The sequence below is a fragment of the Pseudomonas sp. NPDC096950 genome (assembly GCF_044762525.1).
GTDB lineage: Bacteria > Pseudomonadota > Gammaproteobacteria > Pseudomonadales > Pseudomonadaceae > Aquipseudomonas.
In genome coordinates, this window is record NZ_JBIWEL010000005.1 from 1 (window position 1) to 17,281 (window position 17,281).

A 17,281-nucleotide genomic window follows, 5' to 3' on the forward strand; every position below is an offset into this window, starting at 1 on the left:
CCTGCACGTTGGCGATCAGTTGTTCCGGGGTGATGCCTTCCTTTTCCGCGCGCAGCATGATCGCCGAACCGTGGGCGTCGTCGGCGCAGACATAGATGCATTGATTGCCGCGATGCTTTTGGAAGCGCACCCACATATCGGTCTGGATATATTCCAGCATGTGGCCAAGGTGGATCGAACCGTTGGCGTAGGGCAGGGCGCTGGTGACGAGGATCTTGCGTGGTTCGGACATGTGAGTTGGCTACTTGATGAAACGGAGACCGGCCACTATAAAGCCCGTCCTCCTTTTTTTCACCAAAACCTGTACGAACCGTGGCGAATTGGCTCCCACAAGTCCGTCTGTGCCCCTGTCCATTCGAGGCAGTATGACGAACAGGCGAACGCATGATGAAAAGTACGCGTTACAGTTACGAACCTTGGATCGAATCGCAGATGCGCGACCGCGATTCTGCTGTCAGTTTTCCTTCCTTCAATGCCGCATCAACGCTTTCAGTCGCCGAAGGCGAACGTTTAGCAATGGTCGTCAGAGAGTAAATTCGGCCGGTGCTAAGGTCGCCTGTTTTCAGCTGCTGACAAAAATCAATCAGTGAGCTGGTGCTTGCGTCCTTACCAATAGGAGCTGAAACCGGTTCATCGGCTTGTACTACACCGTGTAATCCCAATAAAAGTGCAGCCATCAAAAATGCTTTGTTCATAAATCGTCCTTGTAGAATTGGTGTAGTGCGGGATACGAGTAAAGTGATCATTAGTCTTCGTTGCGAGAGAACACTTGAACCGGCCTGCCTTTGCTTAGCTTCAATGAGGACTTGATAGCAAACGCGATCTCGAAATCAGTCATGGATGAAAGGATCTGAATGACTCCCTTGCCTGACTCGTACTGGGGGCGGAGCACATCAAGAAAATCTATTTCAGCCACCTCGTCAGCTCGTTCTGGTGGCAATGCACCGCGAATAGCATGAACAAGATCTTGGTTACCCAGACCTGTGGGTGCATCAGTTTCTAGAACGTTATGCGGATGATCTTCCACAGCGCTCACGGAATCTGCAATCTTGGAGGGATACAGATACTCATCCTGCAACATCAAGATTCGCTCAGGCGGATCTTGCCTACCTATGTTTCCTAATTGGGCTGCGACTGCCTTGATATCTCGTAGAAAGGCTTTTCCCTCTATCACCTCGGTAGCGCGTTTGTTCGTTGATTCAGCGATGATCAGAAGGGCAGCTTTGACAGCCTGCTCCTGAGGGGAAAGCTTCGCGACTTCTGGATCCTGTAAAACTCGTTCCAGGGCTTCGGATAATGCAGCCAGTGGTGAGGGCATAACTTATCCTGCGTGTTGATGGATGGCGGAGGCTGAGCTTACAAGTATTTTGCCATAAAGGAAATATACTTCTTTACTGCGTGTGAAATATGTTTCAACATTGCCTGCGTCGAGAAGCCACAGGGCGCGTTATGAACAGATTGACAGCTAGATTGAAATCAGCCTCAGCTGTAGAGCAGTTCAGGCTCGATTGCTTGATCTGTGAAGACCGAGGCCTGATCAAAACTCCTCCAACACACTATGGTGCCGATACAGGCGAAGAGCCCTGCTGGAGCTGCAAATTAGGCAAGTGCGCAATCTGGGATACAACCCACAGTCGGTACGTAATCAAATAGCTGAGATAGGGATCCCTGTGCAAGTTGCTGGTTTTGGAGGTGAGCCGCCTCACCTGGTGTCCACGTTTCTAAAGTTAATAGGGGTGAGGAATGCTGAACGCTTCCTGCTTTTTCCAAAAAAGATTGGTGATGAAATCGCTCTTGTTGGGCTGGTACCTGCTTTTGCTCGCGATGGCTTGGAAACTGTTTGACGCCGTAAATAGTTTGACCATACAGGCGAATGCCGGGCCCTTGTTCGGCGAAGTGACCTGGGTGGATCAGGTCTGGGGGGTGGCGCTTATGTTGGGCGTTGTTTTGCAGTGTGTTGATTTGGTAAGTGAAATGGATCGTAAGCACTCTGCGGGCGGTTCGCCAACGTCCAGTTCCCCTGCTGTCGCCATTCAGCGAGAAAAGACTTGAACAGCAGATTTCAGGAGCAACCGGTGCCGACCGACAACACAAGACTGCTCGACCAATACTTCACCGCTTCGTGGGTGGCAAAGGCGTTAACGCGTCACCATTTTGCCGATCTCACAAGCGCCGATTTCGTGGTTGATCCAATGTGCGGCCCCGGCCGCTTCTTGGAGGCCATACCCGCGCACGTACCAGCTCTCGGAGTAGAGATCGATCCAATTCAAGCGGATGAAGCGCGCAGGCGGACTGGCCGCAGCGTGATTGCTGCTGACATTCGAGACGTGGACTTTCCCGTACAACCTACTTTGTTTCTGGGGAATCCCCCGTTCAAAACGGGGTTGTTCGATGAGTTTCTGGAGATCGCTCACCGGGCGCTGGTGAGAGATGGGCGCATAGGCATGCTGTTGCCTTGTTATTTTTTCCAGACAGCGAGTCGCGTGGTCAGGTACAGCGAGAAGTGGTCTCTTTATCAGGAGATGGTGCCGCGTAACATCTACCCTGGTCTTGAGAAGCCTCTTTGCTTCGCAATCTTCACAAAGGATTCAAAGCGCACGTTGGTCGGGTTCAGCTTGTATCACGAACAGGACTTTGTGAGCGGTCTGCCCCAGGACGTTCAAGCTGCACTCGTGAATGGCCCCTGCACCTGGGGGGAGCTCACGATTGCCGCAATAAACCACTGCGGTGGAGAGGCGGATCTCGCCGAGATCTATGAATACGTGAGCTCACGGAGGCCCACCTCGAACCCTTTCTGGAAGGAGCAAGTCCGCAAGGTTTGTCAAAAGCGCGCTCGGCGAACTGGCCGAGGGAAATACGCATCACCCTCCCAAGCAAGCTTGTCGCTTTGAGGACTGTGATATAAGTATATTAAAACAAAGAAAACCGTTGACTCATTTTTTGTTTTTTCCTAAGATCCTCACCACTTCGAAGCCACAGCATGTGCGGTGGCAACAACGGGCCTATAGCTCAGTTGGTGAGAGCAGAAAATTCATAACGCTCGAATCTCCGTGGGCCCACCAGTTTTAAGACCCTCCGCATAATGCGGAATGAATTGGAATGACTGCTTTTGTGAGTCTGCATCGTCAGTTTTATTCGCCTACTGCTGTTTCGAAGAGCGCAAGCAGAAGTAGTCATCCCAATTCCTAAAGGTTTATGCGCTAGTAGCTCAGTTGGATAGAGCGGTCGCCTCCTAAGCGACAGGTCGCCGGTTCTTAAATCCGGCCTTGTGCACCAGATTTGAGCTGTTTGGTTTAGCTCAATTATTTCGTCAAAGCGCCCGTAGCTCAGTTGGATAGAGCATCCGCCTTCTAAGCGGATGGTCGCAGGTTCAAGTCCTGCCGGGTGCGCCACGACGAACCTGTGTTTAAAACCCTAATCTCGCAAGAGATTGCATTCGTGTAGCGACAGGTGGTTCCCCTAATGAACCCCCCCACGTTGGTCGCCCCATCTGTCACTACACGAATGCAGGCATAAAACCATGGAGTTCGACCAATGAAAAAACTGCTGTTTGTCATGCTTTGTGCTGGCCTGGTGTCGGGCTGTGCCACTGAGAAACACCAGGAGGAGACCAATGCGCTTCTCCGCAACACAAACAACAATCTTCAGTCCATCCAGCTTCAGCTGGTAGCGAAGAACTCGGTTGATCAGGGTGAAAAGCAATCGCAGCTCATCAAAGAAAATATCTGTTTTCTGGATGATCTCGCCTACTCGAAAGGCGCGGTCGTTGTGAAAGGCAACAAACATTTCGAGTGCGTTGAAAGCTTCGGTCAGCAGGTTCAAGTTCAAGTGCGTGGGATGCCGCCACTGCCGCAACATGGATTCGCTGCCTGGAAGGTCACCCGCGCGAAAAAAGGCGACGTCGGTTTGGAGCAACTTCACGAGAAGGCTCTTCTCAAGCGTGCTTCTTCGGCCGCTCCCGTTACGAGCATGATCGAATCTCAATAACCGCTGGATGGGAGGTCTCCAAAGACCTCCTTTTTGGTGAGTCTGGTACAGCCAGAATGAATTGCTGAGTGATCTGGCCCTATGCCTGCGCCATCTCATGGTGTGGCGCATAAAGGGAGGCTGGGCCAGAACACTCAGCAATGCATTATTCATAAGACAAGCGCTGGCGCGAACGCTTAAACGGGCCTGACGCCATTGGCATGGAATGACCGGGCGATGCAAATTACTTCAGCCGTTCAGATGCTGATTTTGGCAGCAATAGCCTTAGTGCTTCTGAAGTTCGTGCACTATGTCGTCGACACAATCACCAGCAGTCACCAAGCCGTAAGCGACCAAGCAATTAACGAAAGATGCCGTGGAATAGATCTCATCAAGTGGATCGCCATGGTGACCATGGTGCTCGACCACGTCCGTTTTATTTCGCCAAGTCTGATGGGGCTTTTCGTACCCGGTAGGCTCGCATTTCCGTTGTTCGCGCTAGCCATGGCGTTGAACGTTTACCGCCAGCGCAGTGGCAATTACTTCTCGGCCGCCAACTTCCGATATCTCACTCTGCTGCTATCCGCTGCGCTCGTCTCGGAAGTCCCCTACAAGCTCGCCTTTGGTGCGCACGCGGTGACGTTGAACATCCTTCCGACATTGGTGCTTGGACTGCTGGTGGTTTGGGGTGTGCATTACCGCACCTGGGGAAGCGCGATAATCGCAATCCTCGCTGCGACTACGGCTGTCCTTTCGCACACATCCTTGAACTATGGCCTCCTTGGTGTCCTCCTGCCAGCCAGCCTCCTTCTGGCGTTACGCGGTTCGACCTGGACGCTGATTATCCCTGCCGCACTGTGTTTCTTCATGACTAGTGGTAGCGGTCGCCTCGAAGGTTTTCTCGCGCTCGACGAGTATTCGATCCTTGTGATGCTCACCGCCAGTGCCGCACCCGTATTTGGCATTTGGTTGGCGCGCCAGCAAGTCAGATTTGCGGTACCAAGGGTGACGCGCTGGGGCTATCTGTTTTACCCCGGCCACCTGTTTTGTCTTGCGCTGATCAGTGTCGTTTGGGGAGTGGATCGATGAAGAGCAATAAATCCGACTTGAGTCTTTCATCTGCACGAGTCGAAGGACACTTGGACATGGTTGATGCGGGACTCAAAGCAGCGATTGACCTGCTGGCGGCGTCTGGTCAACCGGAAATGATTGCGGATCTGAATGAACTTCGATCCAGCCTGAAGGCTTGCCGAAGCAGCAGGTGTATTCAGGCTAGGGAACGCAGCCAAAAAGGCAGAGCGGTCAGCGATGTTTTGCCAGATAACCCAGAGGCACTTGAGAGGCTCAAGCCCAAGCTGGCGCGGTTATCCGAAACCATCGACAGCATGTCAGAGGACGAATACGGACAGTGGGTTGATGATCTTCCTCGTGATGAGTTTTTCGAGTTCATGCGTGCCGCCCACGATGGCGACGCTCTTGGCCCGCTCCTGAAAGCCCCGGTAACGGAAATTCCAGATCAGGCCGGCGAGTGTTCCCAATGAGCTGCTCAAAAGCACCGCGTCACTTCCGATATACAGAACTGCAAACACTTCATGCCGGCAGGCTCAGCCGCCGCCTTGAGCGCTACCAAATGCTGGAGCGCGTTGTAGCAGACCGGTTGCGATCTGTCGGTTTGGCTTTGGCCGAAGATGAAGGCAGCGAGACCGAAGATGATGTAGCGAGATTCAGTTCGACGCTAGTGCTTCAAAGCTGCCTCAAGGGGCGGATCAGTGTTGCAAAAACGACCTTGCGTCAGCGCTCTCAACGTATGCAACCCCCACTGGGTGCTGAAGCAAGCATCCAGTCAATGACTGGTATCCAAGTACCCCTTCAAGCTGCCGTGAGGCCCTATGCAAATCTCTGAGCTTTTGTCCTTCGCGATCAAAAATGGCGCATCAGATCTCCACATCTCTGCGGGCATGCCGCCGATGCTCAGGATCGATGGCGACATCACAAAGATAAACCTACCGGCGCTCAATCAAGCTGAAGCTCGCGACCTGGTGGTTGAGGTGATGGATGACGCTCAGAGAGCTCTGTTTGAAAAGTCACTTGAGCTCGATCTGTCCTATGCCTCAGAAGGTAACCGTTTTCGAGTCAATGCCTTTACGCAAAGCAGGGGCGTCAGTGCGGTTTTTCGGATTATTCCCGAGGGAATTCTGACGTTGGGGCAGCTGGGCTTGGGCGATGTATTCAAAGATATCGCCGAAACACCGAAAGGATTAGTGTTGATCACCGGGCCGACCGGGTCTGGCAAGTCCACGACGCTTGCGGCCTTGATCGATTACCTGAATGCCACCAAGCCGTATCACATCGTTTCAGTGGAAGACCCGATTGAATTCGTCCACACCTCCAAAATGTCCCTGATCAATCAGCGCGAGTTGAATCGCGACACGTTGAGCTTTCATGCCGCCCTGCGATCCTCACTGCGCGAAGACCCTGACGTGATCATGGTTGGTGAACTTCGCGATCTGGAGACCATTCGCCTTGCACTCACGGCGGCCGAGACAGGGCATCTCGTCTTCGGAACTCTACACACTTCGTCGGCGGCAAAAACGATAGATCGAATAATCGACGTGTTCCCGGCTGATGAAAAGCAAGCGGTTCGATCAATCCTTTCTGAATCGCTTCAGGCCGTCGTTGCCCAGGTGCTCGTCAAAAAAATTGGCGGCGGCCGTGTCGCAGCGCACGAAATCATGCTTTGCACACCAGCGGTTCGCAATTTGATCCGCGAAGGGAAGGTTGCCCAGATCTACTCAACAATTCAGACCGGTTCAAATGTCGGTATGCAGACACTGCAAATGGGTCTCACAGCACTCGTCACGGCCGGGAAGGTTTCTAAAGCTACAGCGGACTCGGTGCTGGGTAACGCAGACAATCAAGGCGGCGGGGTACGTACATGACCAACCAACAGCTGATCCCTATCACTACCATGTCGCGCCAAAGCCAGGCTGTAACCATAACGCCGGAGATCGAGCAGCTGCTGGCGCAAGATCCGGTTGTAGCGGTCAGCGTCAGCGGAGGCAAGGATAGCCAGGCGTGTGCACTGGCTGTCCAGGAACACTTGGATCGTATTGGCCACACTGGTGTGCGCTGCTTGGTGCACTGCGACCTCGGACGGGTTGAATGGAAACAGAGCATCGACAAGTGCGAAGAGATCGCCAAGGAACTCGGTTGGGAGCTGATAATCCTGAAGCGGAACGCCGGGGACATGATGGATCGATGGCTCGTCCGCTGGCGCAATAACGTCGAACGTTATCAAGATCTGTCCTGCGTTCAACTGATCCTCCCTTGGTCTACGCCTTCTATGCGTTTCTGCACCAGCGAGGGGAAAACGCAGTTAAGTGCGAGTGCGCTACGCAAACGATTCCCAGGTCAGAACGTCGTCAACGTGACCGGCATACGACGCCAGGAAAGCGCCAACCGCAGCAAAATGCCCGTCAGCAAAGATGACCCAAAGATAGTGAATAAAGGGGGCGTCGGTGCAACGTGGAACGCGATTATTGACTGGTCGATAGACGACGTATTCCACATCATTGAACGTCGTGGATTGCGCCTTCATGAGGCCTACACAACCTATGGCATGACTAGGGTGTCATGTGCTTTCTGTATTATGTCGTCCGGGCCGGATATGCGTGCCTCCACCGATTGTCCGGACAACCATCAGATCTACCGCGAGATGGTGGAGCTCGAAGCGACCTCAACCTTTGCGTTTCAAAGCAACAAGTGGCTCGCCGACGTGCGTCCGGATCTGCTCGGTGAAGAGCTGGCCATGAAAATCGCTCGCGCAAAGTCGGCTGCGCAGCAGCGACAGGCCGCCGAGGCACGTATCCCAAAAAATCTGCTGTACACCAAAGGTTGGCCATCTGGCCTGCCAACGTTTGCTGATGCGCAACTGCTAGCCGCCGTGCGCTGTGAGGTTGCTGAAGCTATTGGACTAGCCATCCAGTACCGCGATGCAAGTGCGGTGCTTGGCCGCTACCAGCAGTTGTTGGAAATCCAGGCGTCGAAGCAATAATTCAAAGCCATGGCTGATCGCCAAACCATCCGACACGGACGCTACTCATGAACCAAAAATCAGCGCGAAACACTCGTCTCCCGGCATTCTCGTTCGGTTATGCCTCAAAAAGACTACGTATCGGCAACTCGCCGGTAACGCACGCTGGTCATGTTGTTACATTTGCGACGTCGGGGGCAGGCGAAGTGGCCCTGACCGCGAACAATATCATCGATTACGAAGGTTCTTCCGTGGTGCTAGACACCACTGGCCGAGGTGACTTGTACAGCACTACCGCTGTTGCGCTTTTGGCGAAGGGTAATCGAGTGATCGTGATCGATCCCGATGCAGTCCTTGATGTGCGTGGCATTGATTTCAACTTGTTGGACTTTGTGATCCCCTCCCAGCCTTATGCGTTCCAGGCCGCTACACGTATGGCGGAAATGATGGTGGTAGCGGACGGCGGGGAGTATCTCGACCATCACGTCAAAATTGTGCAGTCCATCATTGCGCTTGCTGTCTACCACGTTGCTGGTTTGCACGAGGAGGCGCGTTCAATGACTGGTCTCCGCGATCTATTCAGAGAGGGCTGTGAAGCGATTGAGCGTGCAGTGCGCGCTGTTGCCGACACTGCTCAGCTTACGAGCGTTGTAAGCAGCGCTCTAAGTGTACTTGAGGCGCTATCCGGGACAGACAGAGCGATCCTCTATCGCCTGGCGGAAAGCCAGACCAAATTTATTGATTTTTTTGAAAGTGATTTGGATAAAGGCACCAACAGCGCGCCGGGCAACCATCAAACACTTTCACCCGCAATCGCGCCTGCACCGAAAACGTTCACGCCAGAAATCTTCAATGGCGTTAGGACGACCGTTTTCATCGTCGGCGGTGATTGGGAAAAGAAGCTTTGTGTCCGGCGGTACCGGGCACTTGTAGGCTTGATGTTGCACGCTGCGAGCAGCGCCAAGGTGAGTGTTCAACCTGTGGGTTTCTTTCTCCATGGCGCGCTCCAGCTGGGGGAGGTTACGCCGCTGGCAGAAACCATTTGCTCCGGGACAGCTACCAACACGGCAATTTGGCTGGGCGGGCAGATCGAACTGCCACGCTTGCAACTGTGCTATCCAGAACACTGGGAGAGGATCCTTGCATCATCAGCGCTACTGCTGCTGCATACCGATGAGAAGGAGACTTTCGACTACTTCCACCCACTTCTGAAATCGCCAGTTCTGGTGGGTGGGGGCGGGGCGAGGGGGGCTCACTACAGTGTAATTCGTTACAACCCTATCGCCGTAATGCCGGGTGTCAAAACACGACCAGTCCACGCTCTCAACGCGCTCTATGCTGGTGCTCGGGCTAGCCATGTGCCGTGGTTTCGGAACCTTATCAGGCTAGGCAGGAAGCCAACGCAATGCGCGGACAGGAGCCGAGAGCATCTGATGCGCTCCACAGTGTGTGCGAAGTGTGGTGAGCCTTTGGGGCTGTCAACGCAGGCAATTTTGGTTGCCGAGTACCGCTGTACTTGCGGCGTTCTTTACAAGGTGATCACAGGAGTTTCGGATGTTTCCCAGGTCAAAAAACTTGATATTGATCCACAAGCCCTGCTGGGCAACCACTCTATGAAGATCGTCTTTCGTGCAGAAAGAAAGGGCTGAAGGAACAACATCGGCCCTCGCGTAGAAGCAAGGCCTGGTACGCCATCGACTCGGTTTTCGACCGGGGCTTTGGTGTACATGGACGGCAGTTCGAGCCTCTACCTATCCTGTATTCTTGTTGATTACTTTCCAGCCATGAAGCCCCCCGATCACATAGCCGATAGGCATCACGAGCAAATATTGGCGCATGCCCAAGCCGTAGTGGTCGAAGATCAAACCGGACAGCATTCCGAGCGGAAAGCCGTAAAGAGCAACGTACATTACGAAACGCAGCAGGTTTCGGTCGCTCTCCGTGATCTTGACGAAAATCTCTTTAATGCGTTTGAACATGGATTCTCCGCGATCAGATCGTTGAGCGCTCTTTGCAAAGCTTTAGTGCGGCTTCACCCATCCAGCTTACGCTGTGAAACAGGGACTGCACCGCGAGGTAATTTTCCGTGGTCAGCTCGTTATCTTTGAGGTAATCGGCAAGGTCTTGCGCTGCTTGGGCAAGGTTCAATTCCAGCGTGCGGTCGGTCATGACTCTTCACCGTGTTCAGTTCGTGACGTGGTTTTTATCGCTTCGACGCAGAAGGGGCATAACCAGCCTTCGCGCGTCTTTTTCCAGCCACCACTGCGGGCTTCATCGTCCAGTTGCTGCAATGTTTCAATAACGCTCGCCCTGGTGTCTTCGGCCATCTCCATCGGCCCCCTATTGTCGTGCGAATAGCAGCGCTCGTTCTCAGGAAGGCTATCTCCTGACGATTTGTTGAATCTGTTTTCGCAGCGGTATTCGATCCAGGTGGCCAAGGGCGGATGTCCTATAATTTGTCGTTAAGTTCTTTGATTACCTCCTGAAACGCGGCACTTGCGCGATCCAGGGGCACATACCGCCAAAACATTTGCCACGGATTAAAAGCAACGATTGGCGTGCACAAGAAGAAGGAAAGGCTCATCGGGGCAGTGATTCCCTGATCCCGGAAAACACTGTCGACGACCAACATCAAGCAAAACGTTTTGATCGCGGCCCCAGTGAAGCTCATCGCCTGCTCAAGCCAAACCTTGGGATCACGTAGTGACCGCTTCAACTCTGCTTTTTTTGCCGCCGAAGCCAGATCCCAGCGATGCTGTATCTCGGCTTTGCTCAACTGAATAACGAAAATTGGCACGCTAACTCCCTGGTTCAAGGGCTATGGTGGCTGACGCGAGTCCCGCGCCCCGGTACTGCAAAAGACTCATTCATGGGCCGATAGTAGTAAGCAGCGATCCCGTTCCTATACGAATCGGGCGCTCTTAGAAAACCCTCGTGGCAAGCAGCTTTTACTTGGGAGACGGCGCAAGCGCATAACCCAAAATTGCTTGTGCTTGCCACAAGGCATAGGGGAAGTCTCGAAGAGGCCAATCTCGACCTGACTTAGCATGATCCGGGCTATTGATTTTGTTTTCATGGGCGGTAATCCTTTGGTTTTGAGAGGATGCCAAAGGGGGGGGCATCCAATCCCCAGAACTCAGCGTTTATAGATATAAAGGTGGTCAAGTGGAGTAGGCTTTCCGGCATTTTCAACCGAGTCGTAAAATGGAGAAAAGCAAGGTTGCCAGCGATATAGTCCCCTCGCGTCCCTGTATGGCCCACTGTCTGTCGCCACACGGATCTGTCCTAATTCGACTCCCCCGAAAACGGATTTTCCAATACCGGGAATTTCTACACCGTCCTCCCGTTTCACAACTTCACTTTCCCGAAGCAGAAGTTCACATGCTTCTGCCCCATCACTAACCCAGCCCAAGCACTCATCCAGCGAGCATTCACCGAATGGCGGATGCTCGAACACTGGGATTTTCCCGTCGATCATGCTCATACGATTTTTCTTTCTAGTCCTGGTTATCGCCGAGACCTGCGGTCTCTGTCTGCCAAAGCAAATAGGCAGTTTTGATCATCGGGTCTGCCATCTGATCTGGAACGTCCAGCCGCGCCAGCCTTAAAAACTGGTCATCAATCCAATCCATCAATGCTGCTCGACCGGCAAAGCATGGCCCGTGTGACTGCTCAAGAGCATCAGCGAATATTTCCAAAAGCTCACGGGCGGCTGCATCTTGCTCGGAAGACATGGCGTACCCCCTCGATCAATTCCTATCGCTCTGCGCCTTGGCGCAACGCCTCGTTGTCAGCCTTGAGTTGGTCGATCTCCGCAAGCAGGGACAGGATAGTAGGTGCGTTGGCAGCGGCGTAATACTCGGCCAGCTTTTGAGCATCACCATCTGCATCCCACTGAGCGGTATTCACCGTCAAGACTTGGGACTTGTCGCCATCCTCGGTTACAGAGCCAACGCACCAATTTTTGGTTGCATCCTCTCCATCATCGACCTCTTCTGGCCAGCATTCATTCATGCAGTCCCAACCTTTGGTTGCTAACGCCAGCGCCTTGAGTCTTGGTTTGTCGATTTCGATAGTCACTGTTTCGGCTCGCTTTAAAGGGTTGGGATTCATTGGTACGTCCACCGCGTCTCTCCAGCAACCTCGGCCCCGGCGGATAGGCGGGGGCTAATGGTGAACCGATGAGAATTCCTAGTGGTCTGCATCTCTGGCAAAGCCCGCACGCCAGCTGGCAGGAAACCCGGCGAACCGGGGGCAGTTTCGTTAAGCGGCGCGCCTGGCCGCGAAATAATCAGCATTCAGCTCGATCACGCGGCGCATTTGTTCAAAGGAGCGCTTGGCCTCAGCACATTCATGGCTGAGGATCAAAATTCGTTTACCGTCAGCAGTCTCGATGAAGTCGTAATCAATCAGCGAGTCGACGCGCACAACCTCGGCGGTGCGATGCCAAACACCACCCTCCGCATCTTCCATATCGTGAGCATTGCCCACCGCGACGCGCATAACGAAAGCGTTCGCCAGGATGCCGTCAAAGCGGAACGCCGAACCGCAGCTCGTTTTGCGCGCCGCCCAGAGCGATACTTCAAATGGGTTCATGGTCATGCTTCCGCGAAGGCTTTGGATTCCTATTCTGAAATATATTTCCTTGTCTGTAAAGAAGCATATTTCCCATCTGTGGAGCGGCAGGTACGGCAATAAACCATTCCTACACGGCAGTAATTGGCGAGATCGTCACGAGGTTACTGCCGTGGGGCACCGCCGGCTTGACCGTCTTCACAACGAGCCATAAGCCCTGGCAATGCGATTGAGCGGCGTGATGCAGTTCTGACTGGTGATGTCCCGGCCAACAAATCGCACCACCCTCCAGTGTCAGACGGCCCCTGCTGATGTGGCAGGGGCAGGGCGGCATCACGTCGAGATCCATTGTTTCACTGAAAAGCATGGATCAGAGTTCAGCGTGATTTTCACCGAAGAGAATGTCGCTGGTGAACTCAGCCAGCATTTGCTTTGCCTCATCGATTGTGAGGCAGCCGCCCACCAGCCAGCTTGCCCACCTGCTTTGTGAGTAGAAGGCATAGACCTCCTCAGCTTGGCCAAGAGATACGCTATACCCATATTCTAATAGTGCGGATCTGATGTTTGCTGCCGTTTCAGCGACGCCTTCGTAACTACGGCAGAGGTCTGGCCCATATTCCGAAACAGCTGCCAGGATGCGCTGAAAACCTTCATTAATCTGGGTATCACTCATCTTGCTTTGCAATAATTCTCTGGACTCGTTCATTGCTGTTCCTTTCTGCTCTTAACTCGGCTGCGTGGAATGATCAGCAAGCCTGTCGAAACATTCAGTTTTGCCCTGAGCGATAGCTCCGCCAGCGTGTGCGCTACTCAACACGAATGGAATAACCGCCACATTCCCGAGGAAGGATTTCACGATTGCGCGACAGGCAGCGGTTCTGCGATCAGAGCCAAGGGCTGACACCTGATTGTTCCCTGTGCCAGTTGGGCAAAAGGCTTCGATATGGCCACCGTACTTTGAAAAGGTCACGTCGTATTTATCAAGAAGGGGGCCGCACTCGCGCCAGCGAGAATAAGGTGAGAATTGCTGCTTGGGCTTGTCATGCCGCCAGCAAGATGTAGTCCCGCTCGCCGAGGTAGAGACGAACACTTTTACCTGCTCAACACGCGCAACAAGCCAATCCAGCGCCGCGCCTTCGCTTTCGTCGATTTGAATTATGATTTCGGAATGACTCATCGTCGTTCTCCTTTTTCTACTTGGCTACGTGAGCCGGAAGTTAGATCGCAGCTAAGTACAGAAACACGACCGCAAGCACAATTCCAGCGCAATGGAAGGCGTTGGGAATCGCGCTATAGGCTATCCCTCTACGGCCTCAACCCAGCTTGATAGGCTGGGCTTGGGCATTTCTGGTCTTATCCTCAACTGGCCGCGCGGGCGGCTTCTCTGGCTTGCTTACCTTCCAGGTAGGCCGCGTCAGCTTCTTCTTTAAGCGTACGCTCGATACTTTCCGAGATCAGACCCAGCGTACGCAACGCACTAAGCTGGCCGGTGATCACACATTTCAATTTTAGCGCCGCCGTCGGCCGCATAGTTCGTAGATGTCGAAAACCACTACGCACACTATGCATCACATCATCCAGCGCCAGTGGGCTCACAATGTGATTATCCAGATGTTCAGTTTGCTCACCCATGCGGCGCTCTCCCTTTTCCTTCAAGGCCCGGCGAACCGGGCATGAGTTGCTATTCTTCGACAACTTGGCCATCTTCATCGATTGTTACCCAGACCAATTGGGCGGTGTCGAAACAGTCGCCGTAGTAATCACGGGCCTGCTGTTCGGTGAAAGTCATACCTTGCAGATTCATTAGCATTTCTCGACGCATTGTCATCCCCTTCGATGTGTGACCCGCTTCACCGGGCCGAGCGTGGTTGTCAGCCCATTCCGACCGCTTTATCAAGCGCTCTGTTGAACAGCTCAGTTACGTTCGTTCCGTCTTTAAGCGCCACTACAGTTCGTCCGTTCTCGACCTTCAAGAAAACTTGAATGTCAGTGATTTTGCAGGTAACCGACTCAGGCAATTTTTCGTCATCGTCAAAAACAGCGCCTTCAGCAGCACAAATGAGGTTCACCAGCTGCCCCTTATAGAGGCCATCCATAATGGTGAAACCACCTGCCGGGGCTACAGGGTTAACCTTGTTCGCAGTCAAATCGTATAGCTCGCCGGCATCGGTGAACCAAACCCGATAAATCACCCCCTTGTCGATCAAGGCTTGAAGGCAGTTACGGACTTTCAAACCATCAGTCGACTTCGCGACATTCAGTTTACGCACGGCTGGAACGATCCCTGTAACCCACTCACCGTGCCCAGCGGTAATCGCGTCCAAGATAGCTTTGGTAATGAGCTGATTGCGCTGGGCGGTGTTCAGCCTCGGTTTTACAAACTGGGCAGTGTTGGTAGCGGTAGAGCGATCATGGCCGAGCATGGTGAGTTTCCTTTTCTGGTGGTAGGGCCCGGCGTACCGGGCACCTGTATCAGCGTTAGATTTCGAGGATTGACAGCAGGCGGTTGTAATCGTCGCCGTCAGGTGGGCGCTCTGCGCTATCCATCTCCACGCCGTACGCAACTACTTGCTGCACCATTTTTTCGAGCTTCTGCTTAGCTTCCAAGTAGATATCGCGATCAGTCTCGCCGCCACACTCAGCCGCCAGTGTGAGCGCTTCAAGAGCGAGTTTTAGGGTAGTTGTCTGGGACATTGCGGGTTTCCTTGAGGTGAGGGTGTGGCCCGGCGAACCGGGCCGATGTGAGTTAGAACAATTCGGCTTGACGATCGGCATACGAACACCAGCGGTCAAAGCTCTCATTCCCGCACCACTCCTTGACGCTGTCGATAAACCCTTCCTTGCGAGCCGTTTTGATAAGTTCAGCAATCACGTCTTCCGAATCACCCATTTCAAAGCACGTATCAAATTCCCGCTCTCCAAGCCCTTCGTAACCACGATCCCACAACTCGTAGGTGGTGATTTCGCTTACCACACGGTACTTGAACGCCAAGACAACGAACTCAACGCGTGATTTGAAAGCGTCGAGGCTGTGGGTAAGCCGTTGCAACTTTTCGTAAACAGTCCACGGAGATGCAAGTGACATCTCAAGCTCCTTGCAGTGTTGTCGCGGCGAACTGGGCAGGTTGATCAGTCCCAAGCAGCTTTGGTACTTCGCCTACACCTACCTGCACCAGTTCATTGAAGTGGCGAGCAGTATTGCCTTCAGGATCTGCAACGATGGCATCCATGATGACCGTCGGCTTAACCCCTGCTTTCGTTGCCATGAGGTCTAGGACTTCAAGTACAACAAAGATTGTAATGTTGGTTTTTAGGTCAGCGAGCATCGTTTACTCCGGGGGGTGGGGCTCTCGTTTTGATGTGTAAATTATGAAGTATATTTCACTTACGGTAAAGCAATATATTTCCCGTTCCGGCGGTTTTTTGGAGACCCGCGCAACTAGTAGACAAGTAGAGCGTACGGTCACTACTCGAATGCCGGTTGTAGGGCTCAGGAACAGGACATCACGTCCAGGCATGCGACAAGTGACGGATACAGCGCGGATCGGATTTTTGAATTGCTTTAGGCGAGGAGGGGGGCGGGGTAGGTGTTCTATAGCCTCTCCGACAGGATTGCTGCACGGGAAGTGTGCTGGATCTGGAGAGAGTGGGCGTTCGGTTCTTCGATAGACCTAGAGGCCCGCACTTCGGTGTGCTCAGGGAAAACTAGGTGCGTCAGATATGCCCTGATGCTTCCGACCGTGGCGCATCCACAATCGAGAGGCCGCCACGAACGTAAGGGGTTTTCTTCACGAATCCTTTTTTGATCAGGGCAGTTACTCGTATCGCCATCGTTCCGGTGGTTACGTTTTCCAATGCGGCGAGCTCCACCATGGTCGGGCTTTTACCGTCCCTTTTTAGGTGGTCGGCAATATTTTGGTAGGTGCGCCGCTGTGCTGGTGTCAGCGCATCACAGCAGCGCTTAGCTCCTTCTGACCACTCGTTGAAGGTGCTGATGCTTTCGATAGAGAGGTTTTCATGGTCTTTTACCTATTCGTTTCTGGCTGGCCAGCAACCGTGAATCACGACCGTCAAAGCTACCGGCATAAGGTCGCGAACCAGCGGCCGCCACACCTGAAAAGCCGCTGAGAATTGGGGAGAGGGCGAGAGCTTTTCTCTCTAACTGGTTTGGCCCAACGACCAGCAGGGCTTGGATGCTCTCAAACCAAGTTTTTGCATCCCTTTTCACGATCTAATCAGCTTGCGGCCGGAGCACGTAAACGGCGTGGCACACGCTGCAATTCACACCGAACGTTGTTGCGGGTGAAACCTTGAAAAAGCCGTCCACATTCACCAATGGCCAGCTCTCGGCTTTGTGCTCGTTTCTCTCGCCGCACCATGGGCATGAAGTCGTAATGCTTGTGGCGCTTAGTGAAACAACAGGAGCGATCTCTGCTGGAAGGGTGGACGTTTCCTCAACTTCGAAACGATGCAGACAGGTTCGGCATTCATACAGATGAACGTTGGCAGGTAGCTTCTCGGTGCCTTGGGGCTGCTCGGCCACAGCGAAACCAAAGGCGCCGCTTGAGCAAGCAGGATTAGTGCAGAACGCCTGTAGGTGCCCGCCGTAGTTTTCTCTATTCCCTGTGATGCGATCCAGTTTCATGCTTCTTTCCAAATTGATTGAGGAACTCAAATTGTACCTCCCACTGCCTTAGCCCCGTATGG

General features: G+C 53.3%; 29 protein-coding genes and 3 tRNA genes. 11 read left to right on the plus strand and 21 right to left on the minus strand.

All coding sequences use genetic code 11. The features are described 5' to 3' along the window. The 3 genes from ACIQY3_RS10590 to ACIQY3_RS10600 form a co-directional block, all read right to left on the minus strand. On the minus strand, positions 1 to 232 hold a 232-nt coding region (locus ACIQY3_RS10590; protein WP_403019154.1), incomplete at its 3' end, for a class I tRNA ligase family protein. 175 nt (positions 233 to 407) lie between these two features. After that, positions 408 to 695: a hypothetical protein gene (locus ACIQY3_RS10595; protein WP_403019155.1), complete on the minus strand. Its 288-nt coding sequence runs from the start codon at positions 693 to 695 to the stop codon at positions 408 to 410. Positions 696 to 745: 50 nt separating this feature from the next. After that, entirely contained in the window at positions 746 to 1,318 is a 573-nt protein-coding gene (locus ACIQY3_RS10600; protein ID WP_403019157.1) for a hypothetical protein, read from the minus strand. A 425-nt stretch (positions 1,319 to 1,743) separates the two neighbouring features. On the opposite strand from ACIQY3_RS10600, the gene ACIQY3_RS10605 reads away from it, so the two are divergent. The 11 genes from ACIQY3_RS10605 (at position 1,744) to ACIQY3_RS10655 (ending at position 9,648) form a co-directional block, all read left to right on the plus strand. Further along, the gene (locus ACIQY3_RS10605) at positions 1,744 to 2,052 is read left to right on the plus strand and encodes a hypothetical protein (RefSeq protein ID WP_403019159.1); all 309 of its coding nucleotides are present in this window, start codon (positions 1,744 to 1,746) and stop codon (positions 2,050 to 2,052) included. A 23-nt stretch (positions 2,053 to 2,075) separates the two neighbouring features. Next, positions 2,076 to 2,891 carry a class I SAM-dependent methyltransferase gene (locus tag ACIQY3_RS10610; RefSeq protein ID WP_403019161.1) on the plus strand — a complete coding sequence of 272 codons (816 nt, stop codon included), beginning with the start codon at positions 2,076 to 2,078 and terminating at the stop codon, positions 2,889 to 2,891. Positions 2,892 to 2,998: 107 nt separating this feature from the next. Then, positions 2,999 to 3,062: transfer RNA gene (locus ACIQY3_RS10615), tRNA-OTHER, on the plus strand. A 135-nt stretch (positions 3,063 to 3,197) separates the two neighbouring features. Next, a tRNA-Arg gene (locus tag ACIQY3_RS10620) sits at positions 3,198 to 3,276 on the plus strand. A 39-nt stretch (positions 3,277 to 3,315) separates the two neighbouring features. Then, positions 3,316 to 3,392 (plus strand) — tRNA-Arg (locus tag ACIQY3_RS10625). A gap of 142 nt (positions 3,393 to 3,534) precedes the next feature. Beyond that, the gene (locus ACIQY3_RS10630; protein WP_403019163.1) at positions 3,535 to 3,987 is read left to right on the plus strand and encodes a hypothetical protein; all 453 of its coding nucleotides are present in this window, start codon (positions 3,535 to 3,537) and stop codon (positions 3,985 to 3,987) included. Positions 3,988 to 4,203: 216 nt separating this feature from the next. Then, positions 4,204 to 5,055: a TraX family protein gene (locus ACIQY3_RS10635; RefSeq protein ID WP_403019165.1), complete on the plus strand. Its 852-nt coding sequence runs from the start codon at positions 4,204 to 4,206 to the stop codon at positions 5,053 to 5,055. After that, entirely contained in the window at positions 5,052 to 5,507 is a 456-nt protein-coding gene (locus ACIQY3_RS10640; RefSeq protein WP_403019168.1) for a hypothetical protein, read from the plus strand. Before ACIQY3_RS10635 ends, ACIQY3_RS10640 begins: the two co-directional genes overlap by 4 nt. A 348-nt stretch (positions 5,508 to 5,855) precedes the next feature. After that, complete coding sequence (locus ACIQY3_RS10645) at positions 5,856 to 6,905, plus strand: type IV pilus twitching motility protein PilT (RefSeq protein WP_403019170.1); 1,050 nt, start codon at positions 5,856 to 5,858, stop codon at positions 6,903 to 6,905. Beyond that, positions 6,902 to 8,020, plus strand: a complete 1,119-nt coding sequence (locus tag ACIQY3_RS10650; RefSeq protein ID WP_403019172.1) for a phosphoadenosine phosphosulfate reductase family protein — start codon at positions 6,902 to 6,904, stop codon at positions 8,018 to 8,020. Before ACIQY3_RS10645 ends, ACIQY3_RS10650 begins: the two co-directional genes overlap by 4 nt. A 47-nt stretch (positions 8,021 to 8,067) precedes the next feature. Then, complete coding sequence (locus tag ACIQY3_RS10655) at positions 8,068 to 9,648, plus strand: hypothetical protein (RefSeq protein WP_403019173.1); 1,581 nt, start codon at positions 8,068 to 8,070, stop codon at positions 9,646 to 9,648. 102 nt (positions 9,649 to 9,750) lie between these two features. On the opposite strand, the gene ACIQY3_RS10660 is transcribed toward ACIQY3_RS10655, so the two are convergent. The 18 genes from ACIQY3_RS10660 to ACIQY3_RS10745 form a co-directional block, all read right to left on the minus strand. Then, the gene (locus ACIQY3_RS10660) at positions 9,751 to 9,978 is read right to left on the minus strand and encodes a hypothetical protein (protein WP_403019174.1); all 228 of its coding nucleotides are present in this window, start codon (positions 9,976 to 9,978) and stop codon (positions 9,751 to 9,753) included. 13 nt (positions 9,979 to 9,991) lie between these two features. Further along, a complete protein-coding gene (locus ACIQY3_RS10665; RefSeq protein ID WP_403019176.1) occupies positions 9,992 to 10,168 on the minus strand; it encodes a hypothetical protein in 177 nt (58 codons plus the stop codon). Next, complete coding sequence (locus ACIQY3_RS10670; RefSeq protein ID WP_403019177.1) at positions 10,165 to 10,437, minus strand: hypothetical protein; 273 nt, start codon at positions 10,435 to 10,437, stop codon at positions 10,165 to 10,167. The genes ACIQY3_RS10665 and ACIQY3_RS10670 overlap by 4 nt, the downstream gene beginning before the upstream one ends. Before the next feature lie 11 nt (positions 10,438 to 10,448). Beyond that, entirely contained in the window at positions 10,449 to 10,796 is a 348-nt protein-coding gene (locus tag ACIQY3_RS10675; protein ID WP_403019179.1) for a hypothetical protein, read from the minus strand. A 339-nt stretch (positions 10,797 to 11,135) separates the two neighbouring features. Continuing rightward, positions 11,136 to 11,483 carry a hypothetical protein gene (locus ACIQY3_RS10680; protein WP_403019180.1) on the minus strand — a complete coding sequence of 116 codons (348 nt, stop codon included), beginning with the start codon at positions 11,481 to 11,483 and terminating at the stop codon, positions 11,136 to 11,138. Positions 11,484 to 11,496: 13 nt separating this feature from the next. After that, positions 11,497 to 11,733, minus strand: a complete 237-nt coding sequence (locus ACIQY3_RS10685) for a hypothetical protein (protein ID WP_403019182.1) — start codon at positions 11,731 to 11,733, stop codon at positions 11,497 to 11,499. Positions 11,734 to 11,755: 22 nt separating this feature from the next. Further along, complete coding sequence (locus ACIQY3_RS10690; RefSeq protein WP_403019184.1) at positions 11,756 to 12,112, minus strand: hypothetical protein; 357 nt, start codon at positions 12,110 to 12,112, stop codon at positions 11,756 to 11,758. A gap of 150 nt (positions 12,113 to 12,262) precedes the next feature. Further along, a complete protein-coding gene (locus ACIQY3_RS10695) occupies positions 12,263 to 12,595 on the minus strand; it encodes a hypothetical protein (protein ID WP_403019186.1) in 333 nt (110 codons plus the stop codon). 349 nt (positions 12,596 to 12,944) lie between these two features. After that, the gene (locus tag ACIQY3_RS10700) at positions 12,945 to 13,280 is read right to left on the minus strand and encodes a hypothetical protein (RefSeq protein WP_403019188.1); all 336 of its coding nucleotides are present in this window, start codon (positions 13,278 to 13,280) and stop codon (positions 12,945 to 12,947) included. 18 nt (positions 13,281 to 13,298) lie between these two features. Beyond that, entirely contained in the window at positions 13,299 to 13,751 is a 453-nt protein-coding gene (locus ACIQY3_RS10705) for a phage protein NinX family protein (RefSeq protein WP_403019189.1), read from the minus strand. A 182-nt stretch (positions 13,752 to 13,933) separates the two neighbouring features. Beyond that, positions 13,934 to 14,206, minus strand: coding sequence for a hypothetical protein (locus ACIQY3_RS10710; protein ID WP_403019191.1), 273 nt, complete (start codon positions 14,204 to 14,206; stop codon positions 13,934 to 13,936). A gap of 49 nt (positions 14,207 to 14,255) precedes the next feature. Beyond that, positions 14,256 to 14,378: a hypothetical protein gene (locus ACIQY3_RS10715; RefSeq protein ID WP_403019192.1), complete on the minus strand. Its 123-nt coding sequence runs from the start codon at positions 14,376 to 14,378 to the stop codon at positions 14,256 to 14,258. A gap of 67 nt (positions 14,379 to 14,445) precedes the next feature. Next, entirely contained in the window at positions 14,446 to 14,997 is a 552-nt protein-coding gene (locus ACIQY3_RS10720; protein ID WP_403019193.1) for a hypothetical protein, read from the minus strand. 55 nt (positions 14,998 to 15,052) lie between these two features. Then, positions 15,053 to 15,268, minus strand: a complete 216-nt coding sequence (locus ACIQY3_RS10725) for a hypothetical protein (protein WP_403019195.1) — start codon at positions 15,266 to 15,268, stop codon at positions 15,053 to 15,055. A 52-nt stretch (positions 15,269 to 15,320) separates the two neighbouring features. After that, positions 15,321 to 15,659: a hypothetical protein gene (locus tag ACIQY3_RS10730; RefSeq protein ID WP_403019196.1), complete on the minus strand. Its 339-nt coding sequence runs from the start codon at positions 15,657 to 15,659 to the stop codon at positions 15,321 to 15,323. A 1-nt stretch (position 15,660) separates the two neighbouring features. Beyond that, complete coding sequence (locus ACIQY3_RS10735) at positions 15,661 to 15,900, minus strand: hypothetical protein (protein WP_403019198.1); 240 nt, start codon at positions 15,898 to 15,900, stop codon at positions 15,661 to 15,663. Positions 15,901 to 16,288: 388 nt separating this feature from the next. Beyond that, positions 16,289 to 16,579: a LexA family protein gene (locus tag ACIQY3_RS10740; protein ID WP_403019693.1), complete on the minus strand. Its 291-nt coding sequence runs from the start codon at positions 16,577 to 16,579 to the stop codon at positions 16,289 to 16,291. 226 nt (positions 16,580 to 16,805) lie between these two features. Beyond that, positions 16,806 to 17,219, minus strand: a complete 414-nt coding sequence (locus ACIQY3_RS10745; RefSeq protein ID WP_403019200.1) for a hypothetical protein — start codon at positions 17,217 to 17,219, stop codon at positions 16,806 to 16,808. Positions 17,220 to 17,281: the final 62 nt, after the last annotated feature.

Excerpts from the sequence above, each read along its gene's own strand:
- ACIQY3_RS10725 (WP_403019195.1), bottom strand. The coding sequence starts at position 15,268 with ATGTCCCAGACAACTACCCTAAAACTCGCTCTTGAAGCGCTCACACTG.
- ACIQY3_RS10710 (WP_403019191.1), bottom strand. The coding sequence starts at position 14,206 with ATGGGTGAGCAAACTGAACATCTGGATAATCACATTGTGAGCCCACTG.
- ACIQY3_RS10665 (WP_403019176.1), bottom strand. The coding sequence starts at position 10,168 with ATGACCGACCGCACGCTGGAATTGAACCTTGCCCAAGCAGCGCAAGAC.
- ACIQY3_RS10685 (WP_403019182.1), bottom strand. The coding sequence starts at position 11,733 with ATGTCTTCCGAGCAAGATGCAGCCGCCCGTGAGCTTTTGGAAATATTC.
- ACIQY3_RS10705 (WP_403019189.1), bottom strand. The coding sequence starts at position 13,751 with ATGAGTCATTCCGAAATCATAATTCAAATCGACGAAAGCGAAGGCGCG.
- ACIQY3_RS10735 (WP_403019198.1), bottom strand. The coding sequence starts at position 15,900 with ATGCTCGCTGACCTAAAAACCAACATTACAATCTTTGTTGTACTTGAA.
- ACIQY3_RS10680 (WP_403019180.1), bottom strand. The coding sequence starts at position 11,483 with ATGAGCATGATCGACGGGAAAATCCCAGTGTTCGAGCATCCGCCATTC.
- ACIQY3_RS10745 (WP_403019200.1), bottom strand. The coding sequence starts at position 17,219 with ATGAAACTGGATCGCATCACAGGGAATAGAGAAAACTACGGCGGGCAC.
- ACIQY3_RS10655 (WP_403019173.1), top strand. The coding sequence starts at position 8,068 with ATGAACCAAAAATCAGCGCGAAACACTCGTCTCCCGGCATTCTCGTTC.
- ACIQY3_RS10600 (WP_403019157.1), bottom strand. The coding sequence starts at position 1,318 with ATGCCCTCACCACTGGCTGCATTATCCGAAGCCCTGGAACGAGTTTTA.
- ACIQY3_RS10640 (WP_403019168.1), top strand. The coding sequence starts at position 5,052 with ATGAAGAGCAATAAATCCGACTTGAGTCTTTCATCTGCACGAGTCGAA.
- ACIQY3_RS10660 (WP_403019174.1), bottom strand. The coding sequence starts at position 9,978 with ATGTTCAAACGCATTAAAGAGATTTTCGTCAAGATCACGGAGAGCGAC.
- ACIQY3_RS10595 (WP_403019155.1), bottom strand. The coding sequence starts at position 695 with ATGAACAAAGCATTTTTGATGGCTGCACTTTTATTGGGATTACACGGT.
- ACIQY3_RS10645 (WP_403019170.1), top strand. The coding sequence starts at position 5,856 with ATGCAAATCTCTGAGCTTTTGTCCTTCGCGATCAAAAATGGCGCATCA.
- ACIQY3_RS10650 (WP_403019172.1), top strand. The coding sequence starts at position 6,902 with ATGACCAACCAACAGCTGATCCCTATCACTACCATGTCGCGCCAAAGC.
- ACIQY3_RS10715 (WP_403019192.1), bottom strand. The coding sequence starts at position 14,378 with ATGAATCTGCAAGGTATGACTTTCACCGAACAGCAGGCCCGTGATTAC.
- ACIQY3_RS10700 (WP_403019188.1), bottom strand. The coding sequence starts at position 13,280 with ATGAACGAGTCCAGAGAATTATTGCAAAGCAAGATGAGTGATACCCAG.
- ACIQY3_RS10730 (WP_403019196.1), bottom strand. The coding sequence starts at position 15,659 with ATGTCACTTGCATCTCCGTGGACTGTTTACGAAAAGTTGCAACGGCTT.
- ACIQY3_RS10690 (WP_403019184.1), bottom strand. The coding sequence starts at position 12,112 with ATGAATCCCAACCCTTTAAAGCGAGCCGAAACAGTGACTATCGAAATC.
- ACIQY3_RS10635 (WP_403019165.1), top strand. The coding sequence starts at position 4,204 with ATGCAAATTACTTCAGCCGTTCAGATGCTGATTTTGGCAGCAATAGCC.
- ACIQY3_RS10630 (WP_403019163.1), top strand. The coding sequence starts at position 3,535 with ATGAAAAAACTGCTGTTTGTCATGCTTTGTGCTGGCCTGGTGTCGGGC.
- ACIQY3_RS10605 (WP_403019159.1), top strand. The coding sequence starts at position 1,744 with ATGCTGAACGCTTCCTGCTTTTTCCAAAAAAGATTGGTGATGAAATCG.
- ACIQY3_RS10695 (WP_403019186.1), bottom strand. The coding sequence starts at position 12,595 with ATGAACCCATTTGAAGTATCGCTCTGGGCGGCGCGCAAAACGAGCTGC.
- ACIQY3_RS10720 (WP_403019193.1), bottom strand. The coding sequence starts at position 14,997 with ATGCTCGGCCATGATCGCTCTACCGCTACCAACACTGCCCAGTTTGTA.